Here is a 19,476-nt window from a genome sequence, read left to right as displayed (position 1 = left end):
CGCCTCCTCTCGTTTTGGACTCCTTTGCCGGTTCACCTCGAGCAGGACCCCAGGAGGCGACCTCCGTGCAACCCACCGAACAAGCAGGTGACGCCGCTTCCCCCCGCCACTTGAGCGGGAAGGTCGAGATCCGTTTCACCCAGGCCATCCACGGGGTGAGCGCCGGGCTCCTGGTGGGCATCGTGCTGGTCATCAGTTGGCAGGTGATCGCCCGCTATATCCCTGGAATCCATTCGCCCCGGTGGACGTCAGAGGTCAGCCTGGTGCTGATGGTCTGGCTGGCCATGATCGGTAGCGGACTCGGTATCCGAGACAGGGCGCACCTGGCCATGGACGTGCTTGTTCGCCAGTTTCCCAGGCGGTGGCGGGGAATCGTTTTCGGGGCTGTCTGGCTGGTAGTGGCCGCCTTCGGTGTCTACCTGGTGATCTATGGCTACGAGCTGGCCCGGCGCACCATGCTTCAGACGTTCTCCGCATCAGGGATGCCCATCGGCTGGATGTACATGGGCATCCCCGTCGGCGGCCTGCTCATCACCTTCTACGCGCTGAGAAACGCGTGGAAGCCCCCGGAACTCGACGACGAGGAGGTCCAGGCAAACCGCCGTCTGATATGGTCCGTCCTTCTAGGGGGCGTTGGTCTCATCGTTCTCGGAGCGTTCGCCGTCCTGGGTCCGGAGGCGCTATCGGGTCCCGTTGGGATCCTGCTGGGTTCCTTCGTGGTGATGCTGCTCCTTGGCGTTCCCATTTCCGTTGCCCTGGGCGTGGCCGCCCTCCTGACCACCATGGACCTTGGGTTGCCCCTTCTCATCGTGAGCCAGCGGATGGCTAACGGTGTCAATTCCATCCCGCTCCTCGCCATCCCCTTCTTTATCCTGGCGGGCCAGATCATGGCTGAAGGCGGCATCGCGCAGCGGTTCGTGGACGTCGCCCGGGTGCTGGTCGGGCCGGTCCGCGGCGGACTCGCCATGGTGAACGTGGTGGACTCCATGCTCTTCGGGGGTGCCTCTGGATCAGCCGTGGCCGACGTGAGCGCCACCGGCTCACTCGTGATCCCCATGATGAAGAAGAAGGGCTACGACGATGACTTCAGCGTGGCCATCACCGTGGCCAGCTCTACCCAGGGGATCATCATTCCTCCCAGTCACAACGCGGTTATCTACAGCCTTGCTGCAGGGGGCGTCTCCATCGGGGCCCTCTTCCTGAGCGGATACATCCCGGGGATCATGATCGGGCTGTCGCTCCTGGTCGTCGTCTACATCCTCGCCGTCCGCCGCGGCTATCCTTCTGAGCCGCGTCCGCCGCTGAAGGAGAGCCTTCGAATCCTCGTGGACGCCGTCCCGGCCATGTTCGTCGGCCTCATCATCGTCGGCGGAGTCGCCTTCGGCTTCTTCACAGCCACCGAATCGGCGGCCATCGGCACGCTGGCAGCCCTGCTGGTAACCGCCTTCATCTATCGGGAGCTAACCTGGAAGAAGCTGTGGCGTAGCATCATCCAGTCCCTGAAGACGATTGCCACTGTGATCCTCCTGATCGCCGCGGCGAGTGCGTTCGCCTGGTTGATGGCCTACCTGCGGATCCCGAGCACGCTGGCCGCCGGCCTGCTTTCGATCTCCGACAATGCCATCGTCCTGCTCCTGATGATCAACGTTCTTCTCTTGATCCTGGGAACCGTCATGGACATGGCGCCCCTGATCCTCATTCTCACGCCGGTCCTGCTGCCCATCGTGACGGCGCCGCCCATCAATATGGATCCGGTCCACTTCGGAATCGTGATGCTCATCAATCTGGGTCTGGGCCTCACCACGCCACCGGTGGGGTCGGCTCTCTTCGTGGGCTGTGCCATCGGGAGCACCCGCATCGAGCAGGCGAGCCGGGCCCTCCTGTACCTGTGGCCGGCCATGCTTGTGATCCTGCTCCTGGTCACCTACGTACCCTGGTTCGTCAACGTCCTTCCGGGCCTGGTAGGATGAAGGGGAGGTTCGCCATCCGTGCGACAGACCACGCCCGACCTGGTCGTGTGATAAGGACCGGCCGAGGAGGTATCCCGTAAGCAGACTGCGAAGCCAGCTGGCCGCCATCACCGACGAGGTGCCTCAGGATCTCGCCACCGCCCTGGCGTTCGCCAGGAGTACGGCATCCGGCAGTTGGAGCTCCGCACCGTGAACGGGGTGAACGTGGCGGATCTCTCCAAGGAACAGGCGGGGGAGATCCGGAACTCGCTTGCTTCACCGCCACGCGGGCGGAGACGGCCTCCCTCCTGAAATCGAGGCGTCCCGGGTGGCTCTGGAAGCGCTCCTGCGGGTCGTTGACGAGGTCGAATCGGGGTCGGGCCATGCCGCCGGATCGCCCGGCGCTCGGGAAGGGGGGCCGATCGGGTGAGTCGTCCCTTCGGTGTAGCCATCATCGGGTGCGGCGTCATCGGACCGCTCCATGCGGAAGCCTACGCGTCCCTGCCCGAGGCGCGGCTGGTCGGCTTCTCGGATCCTCACCTCGAACGGGCCCAGGGTCTCCAGGCGCGGTTCGGCGGCGTGGCGGAGGAGGACTACAGGGCCCTCCTGCGCCGGGACGACGTGGACGTGGTGAGCCTCTGCACCCCCAGCGGCTCCCACGCGGACCTGGTGGTGGAGGCGGCCCGGGCGGGCAAGCACGTGCTCTGCGAGAAACCTCTGGACATCAGCCTCGCCCGGGTGGATCGGGCCATCGCCGCTTGCCGGGAGGACGGCGTCACCCTGGGCGTGGTCTTCCAGCACCGCTTCGACCCTGCCTCCCAGCAAGTCCACGAGCTGGTCCGCACCGGGCGGCTGGGCCGTCTCTTCCTGGGCAACGCCGTGGTGCAGTGGTACCGCACCCAGGAGTACTACGACGCGGGCGGGTGGCGGGGGACGTACGCCATGGACGGCGGCGGGGCGCTCATCAACCAGTCGATCCACACCATCGACCTGCTGCGTTGGATGATGGGGCCTCCCCGACGGGTGTACGGCCGTACCCTCACCGCGAGCCACGCCATCGAAGCGGAGGACGTGGGGCTGGCCATCGTCGAGTTCGAAAGCGGCGCGCTCGGCACCATCCAGGGCACCACCAGCGCCTATCCCGGCCTCTCCACGCGGCTGGAGTTCTTCGGTACCGGGGGGACCGCGGTGATCGAGGACGACCGGCTGGAGCGCGTCGACCTCCAGGATGAGCAAGCGGCCGAGGAAGCCGCGGGCTCGCACTCGGGCGCCTGGGAGGCGCGGGACCCTGCCGGAGTGGGCACCTCGGATCCGGCCGCCGTAGGCTGGGCCGCCCATCGGGCCCAGATCGCCGACTTCCTCGATGCCCTCCAGACCGCTCGCCCGCCGCTTGTGGGCGGCCAGGAGGCCCGCGACGCCCTGGAACTGGTGCTGGCGGTATACGCTTCGGCCCGGGAGGGGCGGCCCATGGACGTGCCCATCCTACCTTCATGAGCGCGGCGCGCCTTAAGGAACGTAAGCGGTGAAGAGTCGGTCCGGGCTTGACGACGAACGGTAGCGGCGGCACCGCAGAAGGAAGGGGAGGCACGCCCATGCGCTACACCTGGTCCGACCGCCGGTTCCACGCAACCACCGAGCTCGTCCGTCGCATCCTCTACGCGGCCAACACCGTCCAGATGGCCCAGTTCGACGGCGACGGCCGGGTGCGGCGCTACGCCACGGCGGGTCTCTGGAGCGTGCTCGCCGAGGGTGCACACGCCACCGCCTGGGCCGTGGATGGCCAGGCACCCCCTCCCCGCCTGCGGGCCCGGGTGCGCCTGGGCGGCCGCCGGCTGGACCGGGAGACCGAGTGGAGCGGGCTGCGCCTCACGGTGAGCCTCTGGCTGGACGGCGCCGGGGGCGGGTGCGCCCCACACTGCCCCCGTGGACGAGGCGGGCATGCACGGGCTCCGGCTCCAACTGGGCTCCGCCTTCGACCTCCGGTGGGTGGCGAACCGGCCGGTCCACGTGGAGCCGGTGGAGGAGCGCCACCTGGCCCTGGACACGCTCCTGGCCCTCTGCCTGGGCGTGGTGCAGGTTCCAGGATGCCGGACCCCGTTCACACGATGCCCGCGACCGGTTGTGCACGAAGACGTGCACGAAAGAAGGTCGGACGTACCGGTCGCGGTGCACTGTGGCCGTAAGAAGGCCGTGCACGCCGTCAGGCTGGCGGTGATCCCAAGGAGGTGCCATCGGCGCGACGTCCCCTCTTTCCGGTGTCGATTATAGCACGTGAGATCACGATCTGCGCTCTCGGAGAGGCGGCTTGGCCGGTACGGAGAGAAGGCCGTCCGGCGGAAGGACTCGCTCTCCGCCGTTCCACACCAACCACGCCGCATCCGCCGCAAAGGTGAAGACAACGTCCTCGCCGCGGCGGTGACGGAGCTCCCCTGCCCGCTCGCCCGGCACCAGGGCCCGCGCCTCCAGGCCAGCGAGCTCGGCCCGGACCATGGCCGCATGGCCCAGGTACTCCACGTCCCGGAGGCGGCCTTCCACCCAGTTCACCCCCGCTCGGTTGTCTGCGGGTGCGGCCTCAGCACCGGCTTGCAGCCGGAGCCGCTCCGGACGCACCACCACGTGGACCGTCGAACCAGGGCCGGGAGCGGCCGAGGTCATCGAAGCGTCCTCATCGGATCGCTTCGCATGAGCTCGCTCCAGACAGGGCACGAGCCACCGCTGGTCCCCCACCCTCACGGCCACCAGGCCGCCGCCCGCCTCCCCCTCCACCGTCGTCTCCCAGACGTTTCCGTTGCCGATGAACGCGGCCACGAAGGGAGAGCGGGGGCGCAGGTAGACCTCCTCGGGGCTCCCCACTTGCTCTGGCCGCCCGGCCTGGAGGACCGCGATGCGGTCTGCCGTGGCCAGCGCCTCCTCCTGGTCGTGGGTCACGTAGAGCGTGGTGATGCCGAGTTCTTGCTGCACCCGGCGGATCTCGGCCCGGAGGTGGCGACGCACGGGCGCGTCCAGGGCCGACAGAGGTTCATCCAGCAGCAGGAGCCGGGGCTCCGGCGCCAGAGCCCGGGCCAGGGCCACCCGCTGCTGCTGCCCGGCCGAGAGGGCTTCGGGGCGGCGGCCCGCGAGGCCCTCGAGCCCCATCAGGGCCAGGAGCTCCTCGGCCCGGCGGCGGCGCTCTCGGGCTCCGATGCTCCGTACGGCCAGCCCGTACCCGATGTTCTGGGCAACGGTCATGTGGGGGAAGAGGGCGTAGTTCTGAAAGACGATCCCCACGCCCCGGCGCTCGGGGGGTAGTTCCGTCACGTCCCGGCCGTCCAGCAGGACCCGGCCCGCGTCGGGGCGCTCGAAGCCCGCCACCATCCGCAGGGTGGTGGTCTTGCCGCACCCCGAGGGCCCCAGAAGCGCCACGAGCTCGCCGGGCGCGGCCGTCAGGTGAAGGTCTTCCACGGCCACCGTCGATCCGAAGCGCTTCGACAGGCCCCGTAGCTCGAGCCCGCTCACCGCCGCCCACCTCCGAACCGTTCCAGGAGCACGAAGCTCGTCCCTGTCACCAGGATCAAGAGCACCGCCATGGCCGAGGCGCCGCCGAAGCTCCGGGCCGCCAGCAGATGGTAGACGGTGAGCGGCATGGTGGAGAGCCCGGGCGGTGCCAGCACGATGGTGGCCGTCATTTCCGAGAAGCTGATGGAGAAGGCCAGGGCCGCTCCCAGCAGGAGCGAGCGGCCCACCAGCGGCAGCTCCACCTCCCGCAGGGCCCGCCAGCGGGAGGCCCCCAGCGAGCGGGCCGATTCGGCCAGCGAGGGATGGAGCGCGTCCAGGGCAGGGCGGATCGTGCGGATGACGAAGGGCAGCGCGAGCAGAGCGTGCACCGCCACGATGGCCCACGCTGCGCCCGCGCCTGCGAGGGGTGGCCGTAGCGTGGCGCGCAGCAGCCCGAACCCCAGGGCGACGCCCGAGACGCCCAGGGGCGCCACGGCCATGACCTCGAAGAGCTCGCGCCAGCGTCTACCAGCTCGGGAGCCCCGGAGGAAGAGGCTGGCCAGGAGCCCCAGAGGCACGGCAAGCCCCACCGTCGCGACCCCGAAGCGGAGGCTGTTCCATACGGCGCGGAGCGGGCTGTCGCCCGCCAGAGCCTCGTAGTCTGGGGCAAGGACCGCCCGGAACCATCGCAAGGTGAACCTGCCGCCGGCGCCGTGGGTGAGCGCATCCCAGAGCACGGCCACGAGCGGGGACGCGAAGAAGGCCGCGGCCAGCGCCCCCAGCACCAGGAGGGGCGCGTGGCGCCAGGAGAGGCGGAGCGGCACCGTGGGCTGGCGTCGCACAGGCAGCCAGCGGGTGCGCAGGCTCGCCTCGGCCCGAAGGTACAGGTAGGTGAGGAGGAGGGAAAGCACGGTCTCCACCAGGGCCAGCGCCGCGCCCGTGGCGTAGTCCAGCAGCACCCGCACCTGGGTGAAGATCTCCACCTCCAGGGTGGCCAGGCGGGCGCCGCCAAGGGCGAGGACGATGGCAAAGCTCATGAAGGAGAAGACGAAAGCCAGCAGCGTGCCGGTAACCACTCCGGGAGCGATCATGGGCAGCGTAACCGTGGCGAAGGCTCGGAGCCGCCCCGCCCCCAGCGCCCGGGCGCTTTCTTGATACGAGGGATCCACGGACTCCCACGTGGCGTGCACGGTGCGCACCACCAGGGGCGCGTTGTAGAACGCGTGGGCCAGCACGATCCCCTGCAGGCTGTAGAGAACGGGGATCCGGAAGCCGAAGAGCGCTTCTAGCGTGCGGTTCAGCACCCCGTTGTTGCCGAAGACCAGGATGAATCCTAGCGCCACCGTGACCGCCGGCAGCACGAAGGGCACCAGGACCACCGATCGAAGCGCAGATTTCCCGGGAAAGTCGTACCGGACGAAGAGGTACGCCACCGGTAACCCGATGGCCAGGCTCATCAGGGCCGAGAGGAGCGCCTGGCGGGCGGTGAAGGCGAGGAGCCGGTGCACGTAGGGGTCCGATAGCACCCCGGCCACGTGCTGGAGGGTGAAGGCGACGCCCCTATACGGCCCCCGATCGGTGAAGGCCTCCACGAAGACCAGGGAGAGGGGGTAGGCGAAGACGATCAGCAGGAAGGCCAGCGGGAGCGCGGCCAGGGCGAGGTCGCCCCCGCCATGCCCCCATCCCCGCCCCGCCGCCCGGCCGGGCAGAGGGCCCGGCACCAAGCCGGGCCCCTCCCGAGCCAGGCCGCTCCAGGGTCTCATCGGCTCACGACCCGGGCCCACTCCCGAAGCCAGCGCGCGTTGTTCGCCTGGATCTCCTCAGGAGCGATGGAGACCGGGTGCGGCGGCTGGACCGCATGGCGGCTCCAGGTCTCATCAGGCTCCGCCGCCGTGCTCACCGGGAACATCCAGTTGGTGGTAGGGATCCGGCTCTGTACCTCGGGTGAAAGGACCAGGTTGAGCACGGCGTGGGCCAGCTCAGGTTGAGCGGTGCCCCGCACCACCCCCATGCCCTCCACCTGGCGATACCCTTCTCCGTCCAGGAGGAGCACTTGCTGCCGGTCCGTCCCCTCCTCCAGGACGCTGTACGCCGTGTCGGTGGAGTACGAGACCACCATCGGCGCCTCGCCATTCAGGAACATGTCGTAGGCTTCGCTCCATCCGCCTGCGATGGTGAGCAGGTTCGGGAGCAGCCGCTCCCAGTACTCCAGGTAGCCCGGGTCCCCATAGCGGGCGATGGTCCAGAGGAGGAAGGCATGCCCGGGGGAGGAGGTACGGGGGTCGATGGCGATGAGCGATCGGCGGAAGCGGGGATCCGCCAGCTGCTCGAAGCTGGTGGGCACCTGATCCGGGGCGAGCTTCTCCTTGTTGTACACGAGCGTCACGTAGCCGTGGTCGAAGGGGAGGACGTGCCCCGATGGATCGGTCATGAGATCGTCGGGCACCCCGGCCAGGTTCGGGATCCGGGCAGGGTCGTAGGGCTCGAAGAGGTTCCGGGAAAGGGCCCGGGGCAGATCGCTGTCTGCCAGGCCGATGAAGACGTCGGCCCGGCGGACCCCTGCCTCCTGCTCCTGGATGAGGCGGGAGAGCATCTCGGCGCTGTCACCCGGGGCTACCAGGACCAGGTCGGCGTCGTACTGGGCCTCGAACCGTTCCTCGATGAACTTGCCGGGACCCCACGAGGCGAAGCTGTCGTAGGTGTAGACGATGACCTGGGGCTTTCCCTGGGTCCAGGCGGCCGGTGCGAGGGCCAGGAGGAGGGCCAGGACCAGGAGCGCAGTCCCCAGCCGGGCGGGACGGAGGTGCATACGCACGCGAAAAACGCCTCCTTGGGGGAGGCGAGGGGCAGCGAGAGGCGCAGGCGGCAACGCCGCCTGTCTTTCCCTACGCCGGCATTACCCGGAGCAGGTTCGAAGGGTCGATGGGACAGTACCCATCCTCTCAGCCCACTCGTGTGAGCTCCCCGTTGATTGCCGCCTACATTGTAGCAGAGGCGCCAGAGCGTGACAAGGAGCACGCTCAAGTACCTTTTCATTGTGAGGCAACGATGCCCGCTGTCAGCTCCGATGCGCCGGCTCCAGCCCCGCTCGCACCCTGGCTTGCTTGACCGCCGCCCGCCACGTGGTCCGCATCCAGCTCAGAACGATGAGGGCCAGCATGACGAGTTGAGCCGCGACGCCTTCCCAGGTGGGGTGAATCCCCAGGAAGCTGATGGAAGGAAGGTAGCCGGGAGCGGTCGCGGGAAGCTCCTGGGCGATCTGCAACCCGTGGATGGCCTGTCCCGTGAACTTGAAAGCAAGGTAGTAGATGAGCACGGTGGCCACCAGGAAGAGCGGGCGCACCGGGAGGCGGGCGCCGAACCGGAGGGCTGCCACGCCTGCGGCCACCAGGAGGAGGGAGGCGCCCGCGATCCCCAGCACCAGCTGGGAGGTCGCGATGGACGCGGCCATGCCCATGTAGAAGACCACGGTCTCGGCCCCTTCCCGCAACACGGCCAGGAAGGCGATGAGGGCCAGGGAGATCAGGCTCCCCCGCGCCAGGGCCTGCCCCACCTGGCTCTGGATGTACGCGTTCCACTGGGCCAGGTTCGCCTTGTCGTGGAGCCAGGCACCCACGGTGAGCATGAGGCCCGCGGCAACGAGCCCTGCCGTGCCCTCCACCATCTCGGTGCCCCACCCCGCCATGGTCGCCTGGAGCAAGCTCCGGAGCGCGACTCCCAGACCCACGGCCACCGCCACGCCTGCAGCGGTTCCGCCCCAGACCCAGACACGATCTTTCGCGTGCCCGGTCCGCTGCAGGAAGGCCAGCAGCGCGAGCAGTACAAGGAGCACCTCCAGGCCCTCCCGCAGCAGGACGACGCCGGCATCGAAGGCGGTGTACGACGAGCCTGCCTGGGCTACGATCGGGGCAAGCTCCTGCTCCATCGCCGCCACCAGGCTGCCCGCCCGCTCCAGGTCCGGAGGCGTCGACGCCAGCGCGCCCATCACCTGGGCCATATTGCGCTCGATGGCTTCGTACGCCCGAGGCGAGCGGGAGCGGACCTCGCCCTCCACCCCGGGCCAGGCGGCAACGAAGGCTTCCACCCGCTCCCGCGCCTCGCCGGCCTTGCCCTGGTCGATCTCGCGCGCCGCCTGATCTAGAAGCACTGCCAGTCGTCCGAGCCCGCCCTCGTCTGAGGCGGGGGAGCCCGTGGAGCCCGCCGGGTCGTTTCCCGCTTGCGCTGCGCCCGTGCCTGCCGGAACGTACTCGGCCACCTCGGTCTTCAGTTTCAGCAGGGCATCGGTGAGGGCATCGAATCGCGGCGGCTGCACCGCGAGTTGGACCCGGACCTCCCGAATGGCCGCTTCGATCGCCTCATACCCGTGGCGATTGGACGTATGGAGCCCGTCCTCAACCTCTTCCCACACCTCGTGGAAGGTGTCGTACCTGGCGGCTGCTTCCTCGATCCGCCCGGCCTCGGCCGCCTGGAGGGCCCGGTCCACTCCTGCCATCAGCGAAGCCCGCGGATCTTCGGCCCCAGCGGCGGGGCCACCCGCGAGGGCGGCAAGACTCAGGATCGCCAGCAGCGCCAGCGTGGCCCTAACAAGGTTCGTGCGGCCCGAAGATGCCATGTGGGATCCTCCTCAGATCGTCAGGTCCTATGATGGCGATAGCCTTGGCGGCAGGCGACGAAGGCGCTGAGTTCCCCGGCTTCGCGGCAACCGGCTAGCTCTCAATTCCTACCACGCCACTCAGGATTCGGTCCCAAAAAAAGCGCCATCTCCACGCGGAGCGCGACCTTGTTGGGACTCCGTCTTCCTTGTGAGAGGTTCCTATCAGAGTCGCTCTCGCCTTCTGATAAGATCTCTCAGTGGCATTTTAGACATGGTGCCCACCGGATGTCAACAAGCTCGTTCGTTCTCGTGGATGTGATCTTCGTCACACCTTGGGGCGTCCGCCGCCGTTGCGTTGCGGGAGTCGAGGCGGTTCGCCGTAGGGGAGCGGAATGTACTGCACGGTCGGCCGCCTTCCTCCGGGCTGTGGGAAGAGATCCATCAGCTCGTACACGTCGGGCGGCATGGCGTGGCTCACGGGCAGCCCCAGCTCTCGCGCTTCCTCCAGGCCGATGGGGTAGTCGTGGGTCCACTGGCCACTGCTCAGGGCGTCGGCGATCCGCTCGGCCTGATCGGCGGGCATGCCGTTGGCCGTGGTGAGACGGATCACCAGGTCGCGCACCTGCCTCAGCGCCTTGCGGGCCACCTGAGCGAGGATGAGCGTCTGGTCCTCCACCTCCTCCACGGGCTTCATCTCCATCACCTTGAGGATGTCCGCGGCGGCGTAGTTGCCGATCTGGGGATCCACGGGCCCAAGCACGGCGTTGGGGTCCATGACCACCTCGTCGGCCGCCAGGGCCAGGAGCGTGCCACCGGACATGGCGTAGTGAGGCACGAAGACGGTCACCCGGCCCGGCCGGTTGATGAGCGCGTGGGCGATCTGCTCCGTGGCCAGCACCAACCCGCCCGGGGTGTGGAGGATGAGGTCGATCGGCATCTCCGGCGGCGTCAGCTTGATGGCCCGCAGGATCTGCTCCGAGTCCTGAATGTCGATGTAGCGAGCCAGTGGGATGCCCAGGAAGGCCACCGACTCCTGGCGGTGGATCAAGGTGATGACCCGGCTCTTGCGTATGCTCTCCAGGCGGCGGATCATACGGGTCCGCTGGGCCTCGATGCTCCGCTGGCGAAGCATGGGCGAGAGCGACGAGAGGATCAGGAAGAGCCAGAACAGGTCCAGGACGCCGACACTCACCGTGGAATCCCCCTCTTACGATAGGGTTCGTCCTGCCGCGTGGCATCCCTATTCGGCCGGGCCGCCTGAGGGCATGGGGGCGTGTTCGCAGGAACCGTACGGGCCTCCTGAGACCGGGGGTCAGGTGTCGATCGAAGCCTTGGAAGCATCTGCGCCAGGTGCCACCGCACTTCCTGTTGGTCGAGCGCCGATCTCACGGAGCAACGTCGTCTTGTGGGGCTGCAGCAAGCTCGGGGCGCTGGCGTGAGGCTTTCTCCACCGCGTCCGCTGCCCGCGTGCGGATGACGGGATCGCTGGAGCTCCGTATTCCGTCGAGGACGGCGTCGTCACGCGCCCAGGTGCAGATACCATAGCATGTGGCAGGCCGAGAGCGCGGCGACCAGGAGGTCTTCGGGGTTGTAGCGGGCCGGGTCTCCGCGAAAGGCTGGGTCCGCCGACCGGGGATGACAGGTTTACCGGCGGCCGATATCTCGTGACCTCGTGAATAGGCGCGATACCCGGTGGTGCCTTGCCCCAGGTTGCCGGTCCATTCGACGCGAACCTCGTAGGAGTTCTCTCGACCGCTACCCATCGCTCCACCCCGCAATCGTGTCGTCGAGCTCGCCCGCCACGTCAACAACGCCAGCTCGCCGAAGATTCGGCTGGAGGCCGTGTCAGGGCACGCTGCGCTTCAGGAAGGCCCCGCGGATGCACGACTTCCCCGCCCTCACCAGGGCATCCCAGGATGGGTCGTCCTGGACCCTGGAGAGGACCACTGGCGGGCGAGGACTGGAGTCCGATGGCTGCAACGCCGCGTGCCACCAGCCGACGTCATGCCACGCGCCCAGCTTGTAGCCGACCCTTCGGTACACGCCAACGGGCCGGAATCCGACCGATTCGTGCAGACCGACGCTACCCGGATTCGGCAGAGTGATACCCGCGTAGGCGTTGAAGTACCCCTGAGCGATGAGGATTTGGAAGAGGGACGTGTAGAGCCCGCGGCCGACGCCGCAGCGGTGAAAGTCCGAGTGCACGTAGACCGACGTGTCGACGGACCACTGATACGCGGAACGCGCCCGGTGCTGCGTGGCATACGCGTAGCCGATGATGCGACCGTCATGTTCACAGACGATCCACGGATAGACCTGCAACGTCTGCTCGATTCGCCGCTGCATCTCCCGCTCGTCCGGTGGCTCGATCTCGAAGGAGATCGGCGTAGAGGCTACGATCGGTCCGTAGATGTCGGCGACGGCTCGGGCGTCGCGGGCGGTAGCGAGCCGGATCTCTACTGCCATGGGCCCACCCTCTCTATTCGCCTCTGGGGTAGCGCCGGTCAGCCCTCAACGATGGCATAGGCGCGCACCGGAAACGTGCCGAAACGACGCACCTTGACCGGGACCGCGTGAAACCTGAACCTCGCGTCCGGCAGGCTCTCCAGGTTGCACATGTGTTCGACGATGGGTATGTCGGCACCCAGCAGGATCGAATGCACGGGGCGCTCCCCACCCGACGTGTCATCGATGTTCAGCGAGTCGATCCCCACCAGGGTGGTACCGGAGGCCTTCAGCCACTCCGCGGCCTCCGCCGTGAGAAAGGGGTGACCGTCGAAGTACCGCTCCGACCCCCAATGCCTGGCCCAGCCCGTATGGACCAGGACGGCCTTGCCTCGAACATCCGCTTCCGAGAAGAACTCGGGACCAATGGCCCGCTTCGGAGGGTCGGCTCGGAAGAGCACTCCCTCCAGGTCTGCGAGCGTCCCGAGATCCAGGTCGGCCAGGTCCCGCCCGTCCTCGTACCGGTGAAAGGGCGAGTCCAGATACGTGCCCGTATTGGCGACCATCTCGATCTTTCCTATGTGGAAGGTCGTCCCCTCGGCATAGTGCGTCTTCGACTCTTCCCGGCTGAGGAAGTCGCAGATGAGCGGAGCCGGGAGTCCCGGGTAGGTGACCATCCCATGCTCCACGGTATGACTGAGATCGACGAACCTCTTCATGGGTGCTCTCAGACAACGGTCACCTGACGTGGTCATTTTCGAGTCGCTTTCCCATACTGATGACCCTGTCGACGGAATACCCGAGCCTTTGGTAAAACTCAATTGCCGCTTGGTTTTCGGCCCGGACTTGAAGGTTGACCTTAGGGCACCGCTCTCTTTCTAGCAGGCGCTCCGCTTCCTCCATCATCATCCGTCCGAACCCTTGACGCTGGTGTTCTGGCGCGACAGCCAGGTAGTTGATCCAACCGCGATGTCCCTCATAACCGACCATTACAGTGGCGATGATCTTCCCATCTCGTTCTCCAACCAGGAAGAGTTCAGCGCACACGTGGAGCTTGCGCCGGATATCTTTCCTGGGATCATTCCACGGCCGGGTCAGTTCGCAACGCTCCCAGAGAGCGATCACAGCAGCTTCATCCGTGGGTTCAAACGGGCGAATCTCCACCGAGGAACACCTCCATCAGCCCAGCATCCTATCAGCGGCGCCGATTGCCGGCATATACACACGTCAACGGCCAGACTCATCTCTTCCGACAGACCAACTCTCCTTTGCCCACGGGGACAACCATGGCGTCCACCCTTGGGTCGGCCAGTGCTTCCTCAATCATGGCTTGCAGGGCGTCTCGGTGGTTGATCGCGTTGTCGGCAACCAGAAGGCCACCAGAAACCATTCTAGGGACAACGAGATCATAGCAGTCCTTATAGACCTCCTTCTCCGCATCCAAGAAGCAGAACGATATTCCAGAGACACCATGAATATGGTCTCTCGCATCGCCTTCGACCAACTCAATGACATCGCTGAGCCCTGTTCTCTCGAAGGTCTCCTTTGCTAAGCGGACCTTCTCAGGGAGTATCTCGTAAGTCGTGATCCGGCGACCCAGTCGACGACATGCCAGAGCCAGCCAAAGCGTCGAGTATCCAGCACTCGTACCGATCTCGATGTGCCGCCCAGCTGGAGCGGTCAATGATAGCAGCGCGATGAATTGTCCCGTCTCTGGTGGAACCTGGCGGAGACGTTCCAGCCGCGGTGTCCCGTCATCGCGGTCTCGGGCATCTATCTCCTCAAGGTAGGCCATCCGTCGACGTACATCCTCTGGCATATCTGCGAACATGCCCGTCCCTCCATCTCCTCGGTCCTAGTGAACGCAGTGGCTGACACGACGAAAGCAGCGAACAGCAAACATCGGGCATCAGCGGCGCCGCGTCGTATGCCGCATTCGCTGCATGTCTGTGTTAGGCGCGTTGACTCTAGCGAGAATCATGAGACCTGATGCCCATGCAAGTTTGGTGGCGATGAAATCCCGCCTCTTCACAAGTTCAGAGATCAAAGCCCCAACCTTGGGCGCAGGCCCTTCCGGCCAAGAAGGTTGTGGAAAGAGGTCGTCGACGAAGTAAATGCCCCCGACCCGGAGCAGCGAAAGAGCAAGATCCAGGTGTGTGAACTCACCAGGCCACGTATCAGCGTACATGAAGTCGAATTGTGATGGCGGAAGTTGGGCGAGAGAATCCCCGCCGTCAGCGATATGAAACCTCACGCGTGGATCATGTCCCAAGTGGCGGCGAGCCACTTCTACCACCGTCGGATCGTTGTCGACAGAGTCGAGCCGGGCAGTGGCATCCATGCCTGAGAGCAGCCATGCCGTACCCAGGCCGGTGCCGGTGCCGAGTTTCAGGAAACGCCCGCCGGGCTTTGACGCCGCCAAGGTCCTCAGCAGTGTGCCGGTCTGTGGCTCGGAACCCCTTGTAAACCCGATCCGCCGGGTGTCATGAAGGATGGCTTCCAGCACCGCTGGAGTCTGTTCGATCTCGTGATCGTTCATCAGAGATTACACCTTCCTCGGCCCAACGGCCTGTGTTGGATCGGAGCGTGAAGCACGCCCGTCCCCGCGTAAGGCATCCACGTATCAGCGGCGCCCCTTGCGGCTCACGGCCCGAAGCACCTCGCCATCGACGTGCGTCCGCGGATGCGCCTGTTGGCTGCCGATGCGTCGTTAGCTACTCAACCCCGCTCGTGCTCTCTCAAATACCGAGCCATGGACAGCGCATCCGCGTCATCTTCCATACTCAAGCCCTTCATCAGGCCCATCTGATCCTCGATCGACCGATTCTGACCAAGCTTCCACTTGCCCACGAGCCGTGACACGTGGATCTCAACTCCAACGATGGCATGCATCAACTTCGTCGTGAACTCGGGTGGTGCGTCAGAGACGTGCCACGGCTCCTCGCGTCTCCGTTCCTGTTGATCTGTCAGCTCTTCGACGTGTCTCTGGAGCCAATCCTGATCCTGTATGACCCGGAGCTTGCCATACGCGTGAACGACCATGTAGTTCCAGGTCGGGACGACCTTGCCGGTCTCTTGTATTGTCGGATACCATGAAGGCGAAATGTACGCCTGCGGACCTTGAAATACGACTAGGGCTTCCACGTCAGGGTCGAAGTCCTTCCACTGAGAATTCGCTTGCGCAACATGACCTTGCAAAGCCCCGTATGGACCAGGGTCGGCCTTCAGTACAAAAGGAATGTGGTTTGCCTCGAGCCCTTGTGTCGTCATCGTAATCAACGTCCCGAAGGGACATGAGCCAATGAGTTCCTGTAAGGCCTCCAGCCGTGTCTCGGCAAAACGCTTGGGAACGTACATGTCCGTCAAACCTCCACGCCTTTCCAATGACGTTCATACAGCCAACGCCCTCGCGGCTGCGCGGTGGCGGTCAATCCCTAACCTCGCTCATGTCCTTGGCCATCCAGCGGCCCGGCGTACTGGCGGCGCGACACCGGGCCGCGACCCGGGCACCCAGTCTTCTGCGCGTCCAGTGAATACGCTTGTCAGGCGTTGACTCCGTCAGTCGGCTACGATGATCCAGATTTCTGCAAGTACCATATCCGTCCCCGAAACACAAACGTGGCCGAAGCTCTCGGAAACATCGGCCGAAGTTGATCCATCAACCAGTCGAGCACGGACTCCAGCGCCTCCGAGCCTGCCTCCACGGCACCAACCACATTCGTTTGAGTGCTGAGATAAGCCGCCAATTCCTCTACTGTGAATGCAACCTCATTTTCGTACCTCTCGTCCTCCAGAAGTCGGAAGCCGTACTTACCCGCCTCCTCGGCGTCAATCGGACGGGAGTCGCGTGGCGGAGCTGGATACCGGTGAAGGTAAACCTCTTTCACCCACCCCAGGAACTTTGGGTTCTCTCTCATCACGCCGCTGAACCAGTTGTCGTAGATCACTAGCCAGCCGTTGTTCTTGAGAACCCGGGCTGCCTCGAACAAGAATTTGGCACGCTCGAACCAGTGGAGGGCCAAGGAGACCGTAACCAGCTCATATGACTCGTCGCGAAATGGAAGGTCCTCCGCCGGAGCTTCCACGTACCGAACGCACTCGTCGGACAGCGCCTCCTCAAGCATGGAACGCGAGCTATCGACGCCTGTGATGGATCGTGCGATCGGCTTCAAGGCCACAGCAGATTGTCCGGTCCCACACCCTACATCCAAGGCATGCTCCAGCGGCTCGTCGAGTTCTAGCCGCTTTCGAACACGCTCCACCACCATCGGGTGAAAGTAGGGTCGAAACCGGGCATAGCGTGCCGCTTCACTATTGTATCGAAAGAAGTTCATCGGACGCATCTCTGAACTCCTTAAGACTGATACGCCTGCCCGTTGCTCTCTTCGGTCCGACCTGTAGTGACGAGAAGGCAGCGCCCATCCCAGCCGATCAAGCCTGGGCTCGTCGCCTTGGTTCTTGTTGGGGTCGTCTCTGCGGTTGTTGCTCGAGTTGTGACCGGCGCTGTGGCTGTATGGTCCACGGGGTCTATCGCCTGGTTGGATCAATCGCCTCTTGGACCCCATCGGCATGGCAAGTCCCTATCCCAGGGAGCGGAGCAGCTAATCTCATAAGCTTTTAGAATTCGACGGGAGAGTAGCCGTTCCTCCCTACATCCGACCATGGATCGTATCATGGCTGCTCTCCTCTCACCAGGTTGTCAGCGAGGAGGATCGGCTCACTCAGGCCCTCCGGTTCGGGGCTGGCCGCTATCGGGTCACGCAGGCGGGGGCTCCGAGGCGGCCAATCCTGAGCGGACCTGCTCGAGAAGCCACTCCTGCTGCTCCACGATGCCATCGGACAGCCGGGCAGCGGCCACGATCGGCAGCCACCGCTGGTACTCGGCCCATCCCTCTGGCACCCGCTGCATGTACCCGTCGAGGTAGGTTCGGTGGAAGCGCTTCATGGCCGCGATGGGGCCATCGTCAGGCACGGTGTTCTCGACGTACCCGAGCAGTCCTGTGAGGTTTGATGGGGGAAGTTGAAGAAGTGAGGACCCACCGGCTAATCTGGAAGCGACAGCCAAACCAGCACCGGGAGGCCCTCACAGTGAAAACCGATGAGAAGATCACGCTCGTTCGTTCCAACACCCTGATCGTGGCGGTGGAGGTGGCCAAGAAGACCCACTACGCACGCATCATCGATCAGGTGGGGCGAACCGTCGAGGAGCCGTTCAAGTTCCACAACGGCGACGAAGGGTTTCGCCGCCTGGAGAGCCGGCTCCTGCGCCGGCAAGCAGAAATCGGCGCGAAGAGGGTGATCATCGGGATGGAGCCCACCGGCCACTACTGGAAGCCGCTGGCCTACTGGCTGGTCGGCAGGGGCTACACCGTGGTGCTGGTCAACCCGATAATCACCAAGCGTCACAAGGAGGACCGTGACAACAGCCCGAGCAAGACGGACCCGAAGGACACGGCTCATGGACGAACCCTTCTCGGCCCTGGACGAGCAGAACACGTTCCTGCTCCAGGAGGAGCTCCTGCGGATCTGGGGGGAGAACCGCCGCACCGTGGTCTACGTCACCCACAGCATCGACGAGGCCATCCTCCTGGGCGATCGCCTGGTGCTGATGACCGCCCGCCCCGGAAGGGTGGCCGAGGACATGCCCGTGCCCTTGCCGCGACCCCGAAGCGTGGAAGGGCTCCGTGCCGACCCCGCGGCCGCGGAGCTCTTCGTGCGCATCTGGCAGCACCTGCGCGAGGAGGTCTCGGGCGCACGGAACCGGATGGCGTGACCGAATCCACGCCGCACGGCCCGCAGGGCGCGACGGGCAAGCCAGGGCCTGGCCTGAGGCGGGGTGCGGGCGCATAGGGTTTGCCGGAACCTGGAGAAGGGGGAGTGACGCGTGCGCAAGAGACTCATGGCATGCCTGCTGATGTGGGCCCTCGTTTTCCTGGGGAGCGGATGGGCGGCGGTGGCCCAGGATTCGCCGTCCTCTGGGGACCTGGACCCGCTGCCTGAGCCCGTGACGGTTCGGATCGCCGAGGACGGGGCGGCCAGCGGCGCAGGCTTCTACATCGCCGACGCCCGGGGCTACTTCAAGCAGTACAACATCGACGTGGAGTGGGTCAGCTTCATCAACTCCGACGACATGCTGCCGGCAGTGGCGGCGGGGCAGCTGGACGTGGCGGGCGGCATCACCTCCGCCGCCCTCTTCAACGCGGTGGCACAGGGATTCGACGTGCGCATCATCTCCGACAAGGGCCACGACCTGCCGGGCCGCTCGTACTTCACCCTGGTGATCCGGAAGGGGCTTTCGGGCCAGATCCGAAGCTACGAGCAGATGAAGGGGCTCACGGTTTCCTACTCGTCCGCGGACAGCGTGGACCAGTACATGACGGTGAAGGCCCTGGAAGCGGGCGGTCTCACCGAGCAGGACGTGAAGGTGGTGGTGATCCAGGACTTCGCCCAGATCCTGGCCGCCCTGGCCAGCGGCTCGGTGGACGTGGCCATGGAGATCGAGCCCTTCATCACCCGCGGGGTGGAGCAGGGAATCATCGAGCGCTTCAACGACACCACGGAGTACCTGCCCCGGGCGCAGGCGGCCGTCGTGCTGGGATCACCCCGGTTCGTGGCCAACCACGACGTGGCGCTGCGGTTCATGCTCGCCTACCTGAAGGGCCTGCGGGACTTCAACGACGTCTTCGTCAGGGGCGTGGGGGATCGGGAGGCCGTCGTCGACATCATGACCCGCTACACACCGTTGAAAGAGAAGGAGATGTGGTCCAGGGTGAACCCGCCGGGGCTCGATCCCGACGGCGGCGTGTACGTGGACGACATCAACCGCCAGTACGAGTTCTACAAGGCGAACGGCGCCCTGGTGGGCGACGTGGACCTCTCCAAGGTGATCGACCTCTCTCTGGCCCAGAACGCGGTGGAGATCCTGGGACCGTACGGGGAGGCGGACCGGTAGGCCCGCCGACCACCGGCCGTCCAGGACGCGCCGGCCTTGGACCGGGCCCCGCGGGTGATCCC

17 protein-coding genes, 2 pseudogenes and 1 riboswitch are annotated in these 19,476 nt (G+C 65.8%); of the genes and pseudogenes, 5 read left to right on the top strand and 14 right to left on the bottom strand.

All coding sequences use genetic code 11. The features are described from left to right. Positions 1-65: 65 nt before the first annotated feature. Both LIP_RS04660 and LIP_RS04655 read left to right on the top strand, forming a co-directional pair. A complete protein-coding gene (locus tag LIP_RS04660; RefSeq protein ID WP_198409726.1) occupies positions 66-1,970 on the top strand; it encodes a TRAP transporter large permease in 1,905 nt (634 codons plus the stop codon). Positions 1,971-2,375: 405 nt separating this feature from the next. Further along, a complete protein-coding gene (locus tag LIP_RS04655) occupies positions 2,376-3,443 on the top strand; it encodes a Gfo/Idh/MocA family protein (RefSeq protein ID WP_068134981.1) in 1,068 nt (355 codons plus the stop codon). Positions 3,444-4,226: 783 nt separating this feature from the next. Here the strand turns inward: LIP_RS04655 and LIP_RS04645 are convergent. The 14 genes and pseudogenes from LIP_RS04645 to LIP_RS04600 all read right to left on the bottom strand — a co-directional run bounded on the left by LIP_RS04645 (position 4,227) and on the right by LIP_RS04600 (position 17,434). Beyond that, positions 4,227-5,444, bottom strand: coding sequence for an ABC transporter ATP-binding protein (locus LIP_RS04645; RefSeq protein ID WP_082725868.1), 1,218 nt, complete (start codon positions 5,442-5,444; stop codon positions 4,227-4,229). Then, the gene (locus LIP_RS04640) at positions 5,441-7,144 is read right to left on the bottom strand and encodes an ABC transporter permease (protein WP_231699387.1); all 1,704 of its coding nucleotides are present in this window, start codon (positions 7,142-7,144) and stop codon (positions 5,441-5,443) included. Before LIP_RS04640 ends, LIP_RS04645 begins: the two co-directional genes overlap by 4 nt. Positions 7,145-7,182: 38 nt before the next feature. Then, positions 7,183-8,232 carry a thiamine ABC transporter substrate-binding protein gene (locus LIP_RS04635; protein WP_068134972.1) on the bottom strand — a complete coding sequence of 350 codons (1,050 nt, stop codon included), beginning with the start codon at positions 8,230-8,232 and terminating at the stop codon, positions 7,183-7,185. Positions 8,233-8,288: 56 nt separating this feature from the next. Next, positions 8,289-8,400, bottom strand: a riboswitch (TPP riboswitch). 81 nt (positions 8,401-8,481) lie between these two features. After that, positions 8,482-9,915 (bottom strand): FTR1 family iron permease, encoded by a 1,434-nt coding sequence (locus LIP_RS04630; protein ID WP_158509557.1) that lies wholly within the window; start codon positions 9,913-9,915, stop codon positions 8,482-8,484. Between the two features lie 427 nt (positions 9,916-10,342). Beyond that, entirely contained in the window at positions 10,343-11,209 is an 867-nt protein-coding gene (locus LIP_RS04625) for an SDH family Clp fold serine proteinase (RefSeq protein WP_082725866.1), read from the bottom strand. Between the two features lie 329 nt (positions 11,210-11,538). Then, a pseudogene (locus LIP_RS20420) lies at positions 11,539-11,780 on the bottom strand (OsmC family protein); the annotation flags it as partial. Positions 11,781-11,862: 82 nt separating this feature from the next. Then, on the bottom strand, positions 11,863-12,483 hold the full coding sequence (locus tag LIP_RS04620; RefSeq protein WP_068134966.1) for an arsinothricin resistance N-acetyltransferase ArsN1 family B: 621 nt from the start codon (positions 12,481-12,483) through the stop codon (positions 11,863-11,865). Positions 12,484-12,521: 38 nt separating this feature from the next. After that, a complete protein-coding gene (locus LIP_RS04615) occupies positions 12,522-13,181 on the bottom strand; it encodes a cyclase family protein (protein ID WP_068134960.1) in 660 nt (219 codons plus the stop codon). A 19-nt stretch (positions 13,182-13,200) separates the two neighbouring features. Then, positions 13,201-13,626, bottom strand: coding sequence for a GNAT family acetyltransferase (locus LIP_RS17595; protein WP_082725865.1), 426 nt, complete (start codon positions 13,624-13,626; stop codon positions 13,201-13,203). Positions 13,627-13,702: 76 nt separating this feature from the next. Beyond that, positions 13,703-14,293, bottom strand: a complete 591-nt coding sequence (locus LIP_RS17590) for an O-methyltransferase (RefSeq protein ID WP_082725864.1) — start codon at positions 14,291-14,293, stop codon at positions 13,703-13,705. 78 nt (positions 14,294-14,371) lie between these two features. After that, a complete protein-coding gene (locus LIP_RS17585; RefSeq protein ID WP_082725863.1) occupies positions 14,372-15,001 on the bottom strand; it encodes an O-methyltransferase in 630 nt (209 codons plus the stop codon). Positions 15,002-15,180: 179 nt separating this feature from the next. Continuing rightward, entirely contained in the window at positions 15,181-15,819 is a 639-nt protein-coding gene (locus tag LIP_RS04610; RefSeq protein ID WP_068134958.1) for an FMN-binding negative transcriptional regulator, read from the bottom strand. 209 nt (positions 15,820-16,028) lie between these two features. Beyond that, positions 16,029-16,805 (bottom strand): class I SAM-dependent methyltransferase, encoded by a 777-nt coding sequence (locus LIP_RS17580; protein ID WP_158509556.1) that lies wholly within the window; start codon positions 16,803-16,805, stop codon positions 16,029-16,031. A gap of 413 nt (positions 16,806-17,218) precedes the next feature. Next, the gene (locus tag LIP_RS04600) at positions 17,219-17,434 is read right to left on the bottom strand and encodes a hypothetical protein (protein WP_068134953.1); all 216 of its coding nucleotides are present in this window, start codon (positions 17,432-17,434) and stop codon (positions 17,219-17,221) included. A 38-nt stretch (positions 17,435-17,472) separates the two neighbouring features. Here LIP_RS04600 and LIP_RS20415 point away from each other — a divergent pair. The 3 genes and pseudogenes from LIP_RS20415 to LIP_RS04590 form a co-directional block, all read left to right on the top strand. Then, a pseudogene (locus LIP_RS20415) lies at positions 17,473-17,856 on the top strand (IS110 family transposase); the annotation flags it as partial. Positions 17,857-17,920: 64 nt separating this feature from the next. Next, entirely contained in the window at positions 17,921-18,235 is a 315-nt protein-coding gene (locus LIP_RS19475) for a hypothetical protein (RefSeq protein WP_068134952.1), read from the top strand. Positions 18,236-18,346: 111 nt separating this feature from the next. Beyond that, positions 18,347-19,414: an ABC transporter substrate-binding protein gene (locus LIP_RS04590; protein WP_144440328.1), complete on the top strand. Its 1,068-nt coding sequence runs from the start codon at positions 18,347-18,349 to the stop codon at positions 19,412-19,414. Positions 19,415-19,476 lie beyond the last annotated feature (62 nt).

Source organism: Limnochorda pilosa (assembly GCF_001544015.1).
In the GTDB taxonomy this organism is placed as follows: domain Bacteria; phylum Bacillota; class Limnochordia; order Limnochordales; family Limnochordaceae; genus Limnochorda; species Limnochorda pilosa.
This window is presented reverse-complemented; position numbering and strand designations above follow the sequence as displayed.

What these genes read in the sequence shown, in the direction of transcription:
- LIP_RS04615 (WP_068134960.1), bottom strand. Translation starts at nt 13,181, where the DNA reads ATGAAGAGGTTCGTCGATCTCAGTCATACCGTGGAGCATGGGATGGTC.
- LIP_RS04630 (WP_158509557.1), bottom strand. Translation starts at nt 9,915, where the DNA reads ATGGCAGGAGTGGACCGGGCCCTCCAGGCGGCCGAGGCCGGGCGGATC.
- LIP_RS17580 (WP_158509556.1), bottom strand. Translation starts at nt 16,805, where the DNA reads ATGCGTCCGATGAACTTCTTTCGATACAATAGTGAAGCGGCACGCTAT.
- LIP_RS04635 (WP_068134972.1), bottom strand. Translation starts at nt 8,232, where the DNA reads ATGCACCTCCGTCCCGCCCGGCTGGGGACTGCGCTCCTGGTCCTGGCC.
- LIP_RS17590 (WP_082725864.1), bottom strand. Translation starts at nt 14,293, where the DNA reads ATGTTCGCAGATATGCCAGAGGATGTACGTCGACGGATGGCCTACCTT.
- LIP_RS17585 (WP_082725863.1), bottom strand. Translation starts at nt 15,001, where the DNA reads ATGAACGATCACGAGATCGAACAGACTCCAGCGGTGCTGGAAGCCATC.
- LIP_RS04610 (WP_068134958.1), bottom strand. Translation starts at nt 15,819, where the DNA reads ATGTACGTTCCCAAGCGTTTTGCCGAGACACGGCTGGAGGCCTTACAG.
- LIP_RS19475 (WP_068134952.1), top strand. Translation starts at nt 17,921, where the DNA reads ATGGACGAACCCTTCTCGGCCCTGGACGAGCAGAACACGTTCCTGCTC.
- LIP_RS04620 (WP_068134966.1), bottom strand. Translation starts at nt 12,483, where the DNA reads ATGGCAGTAGAGATCCGGCTCGCTACCGCCCGCGACGCCCGAGCCGTC.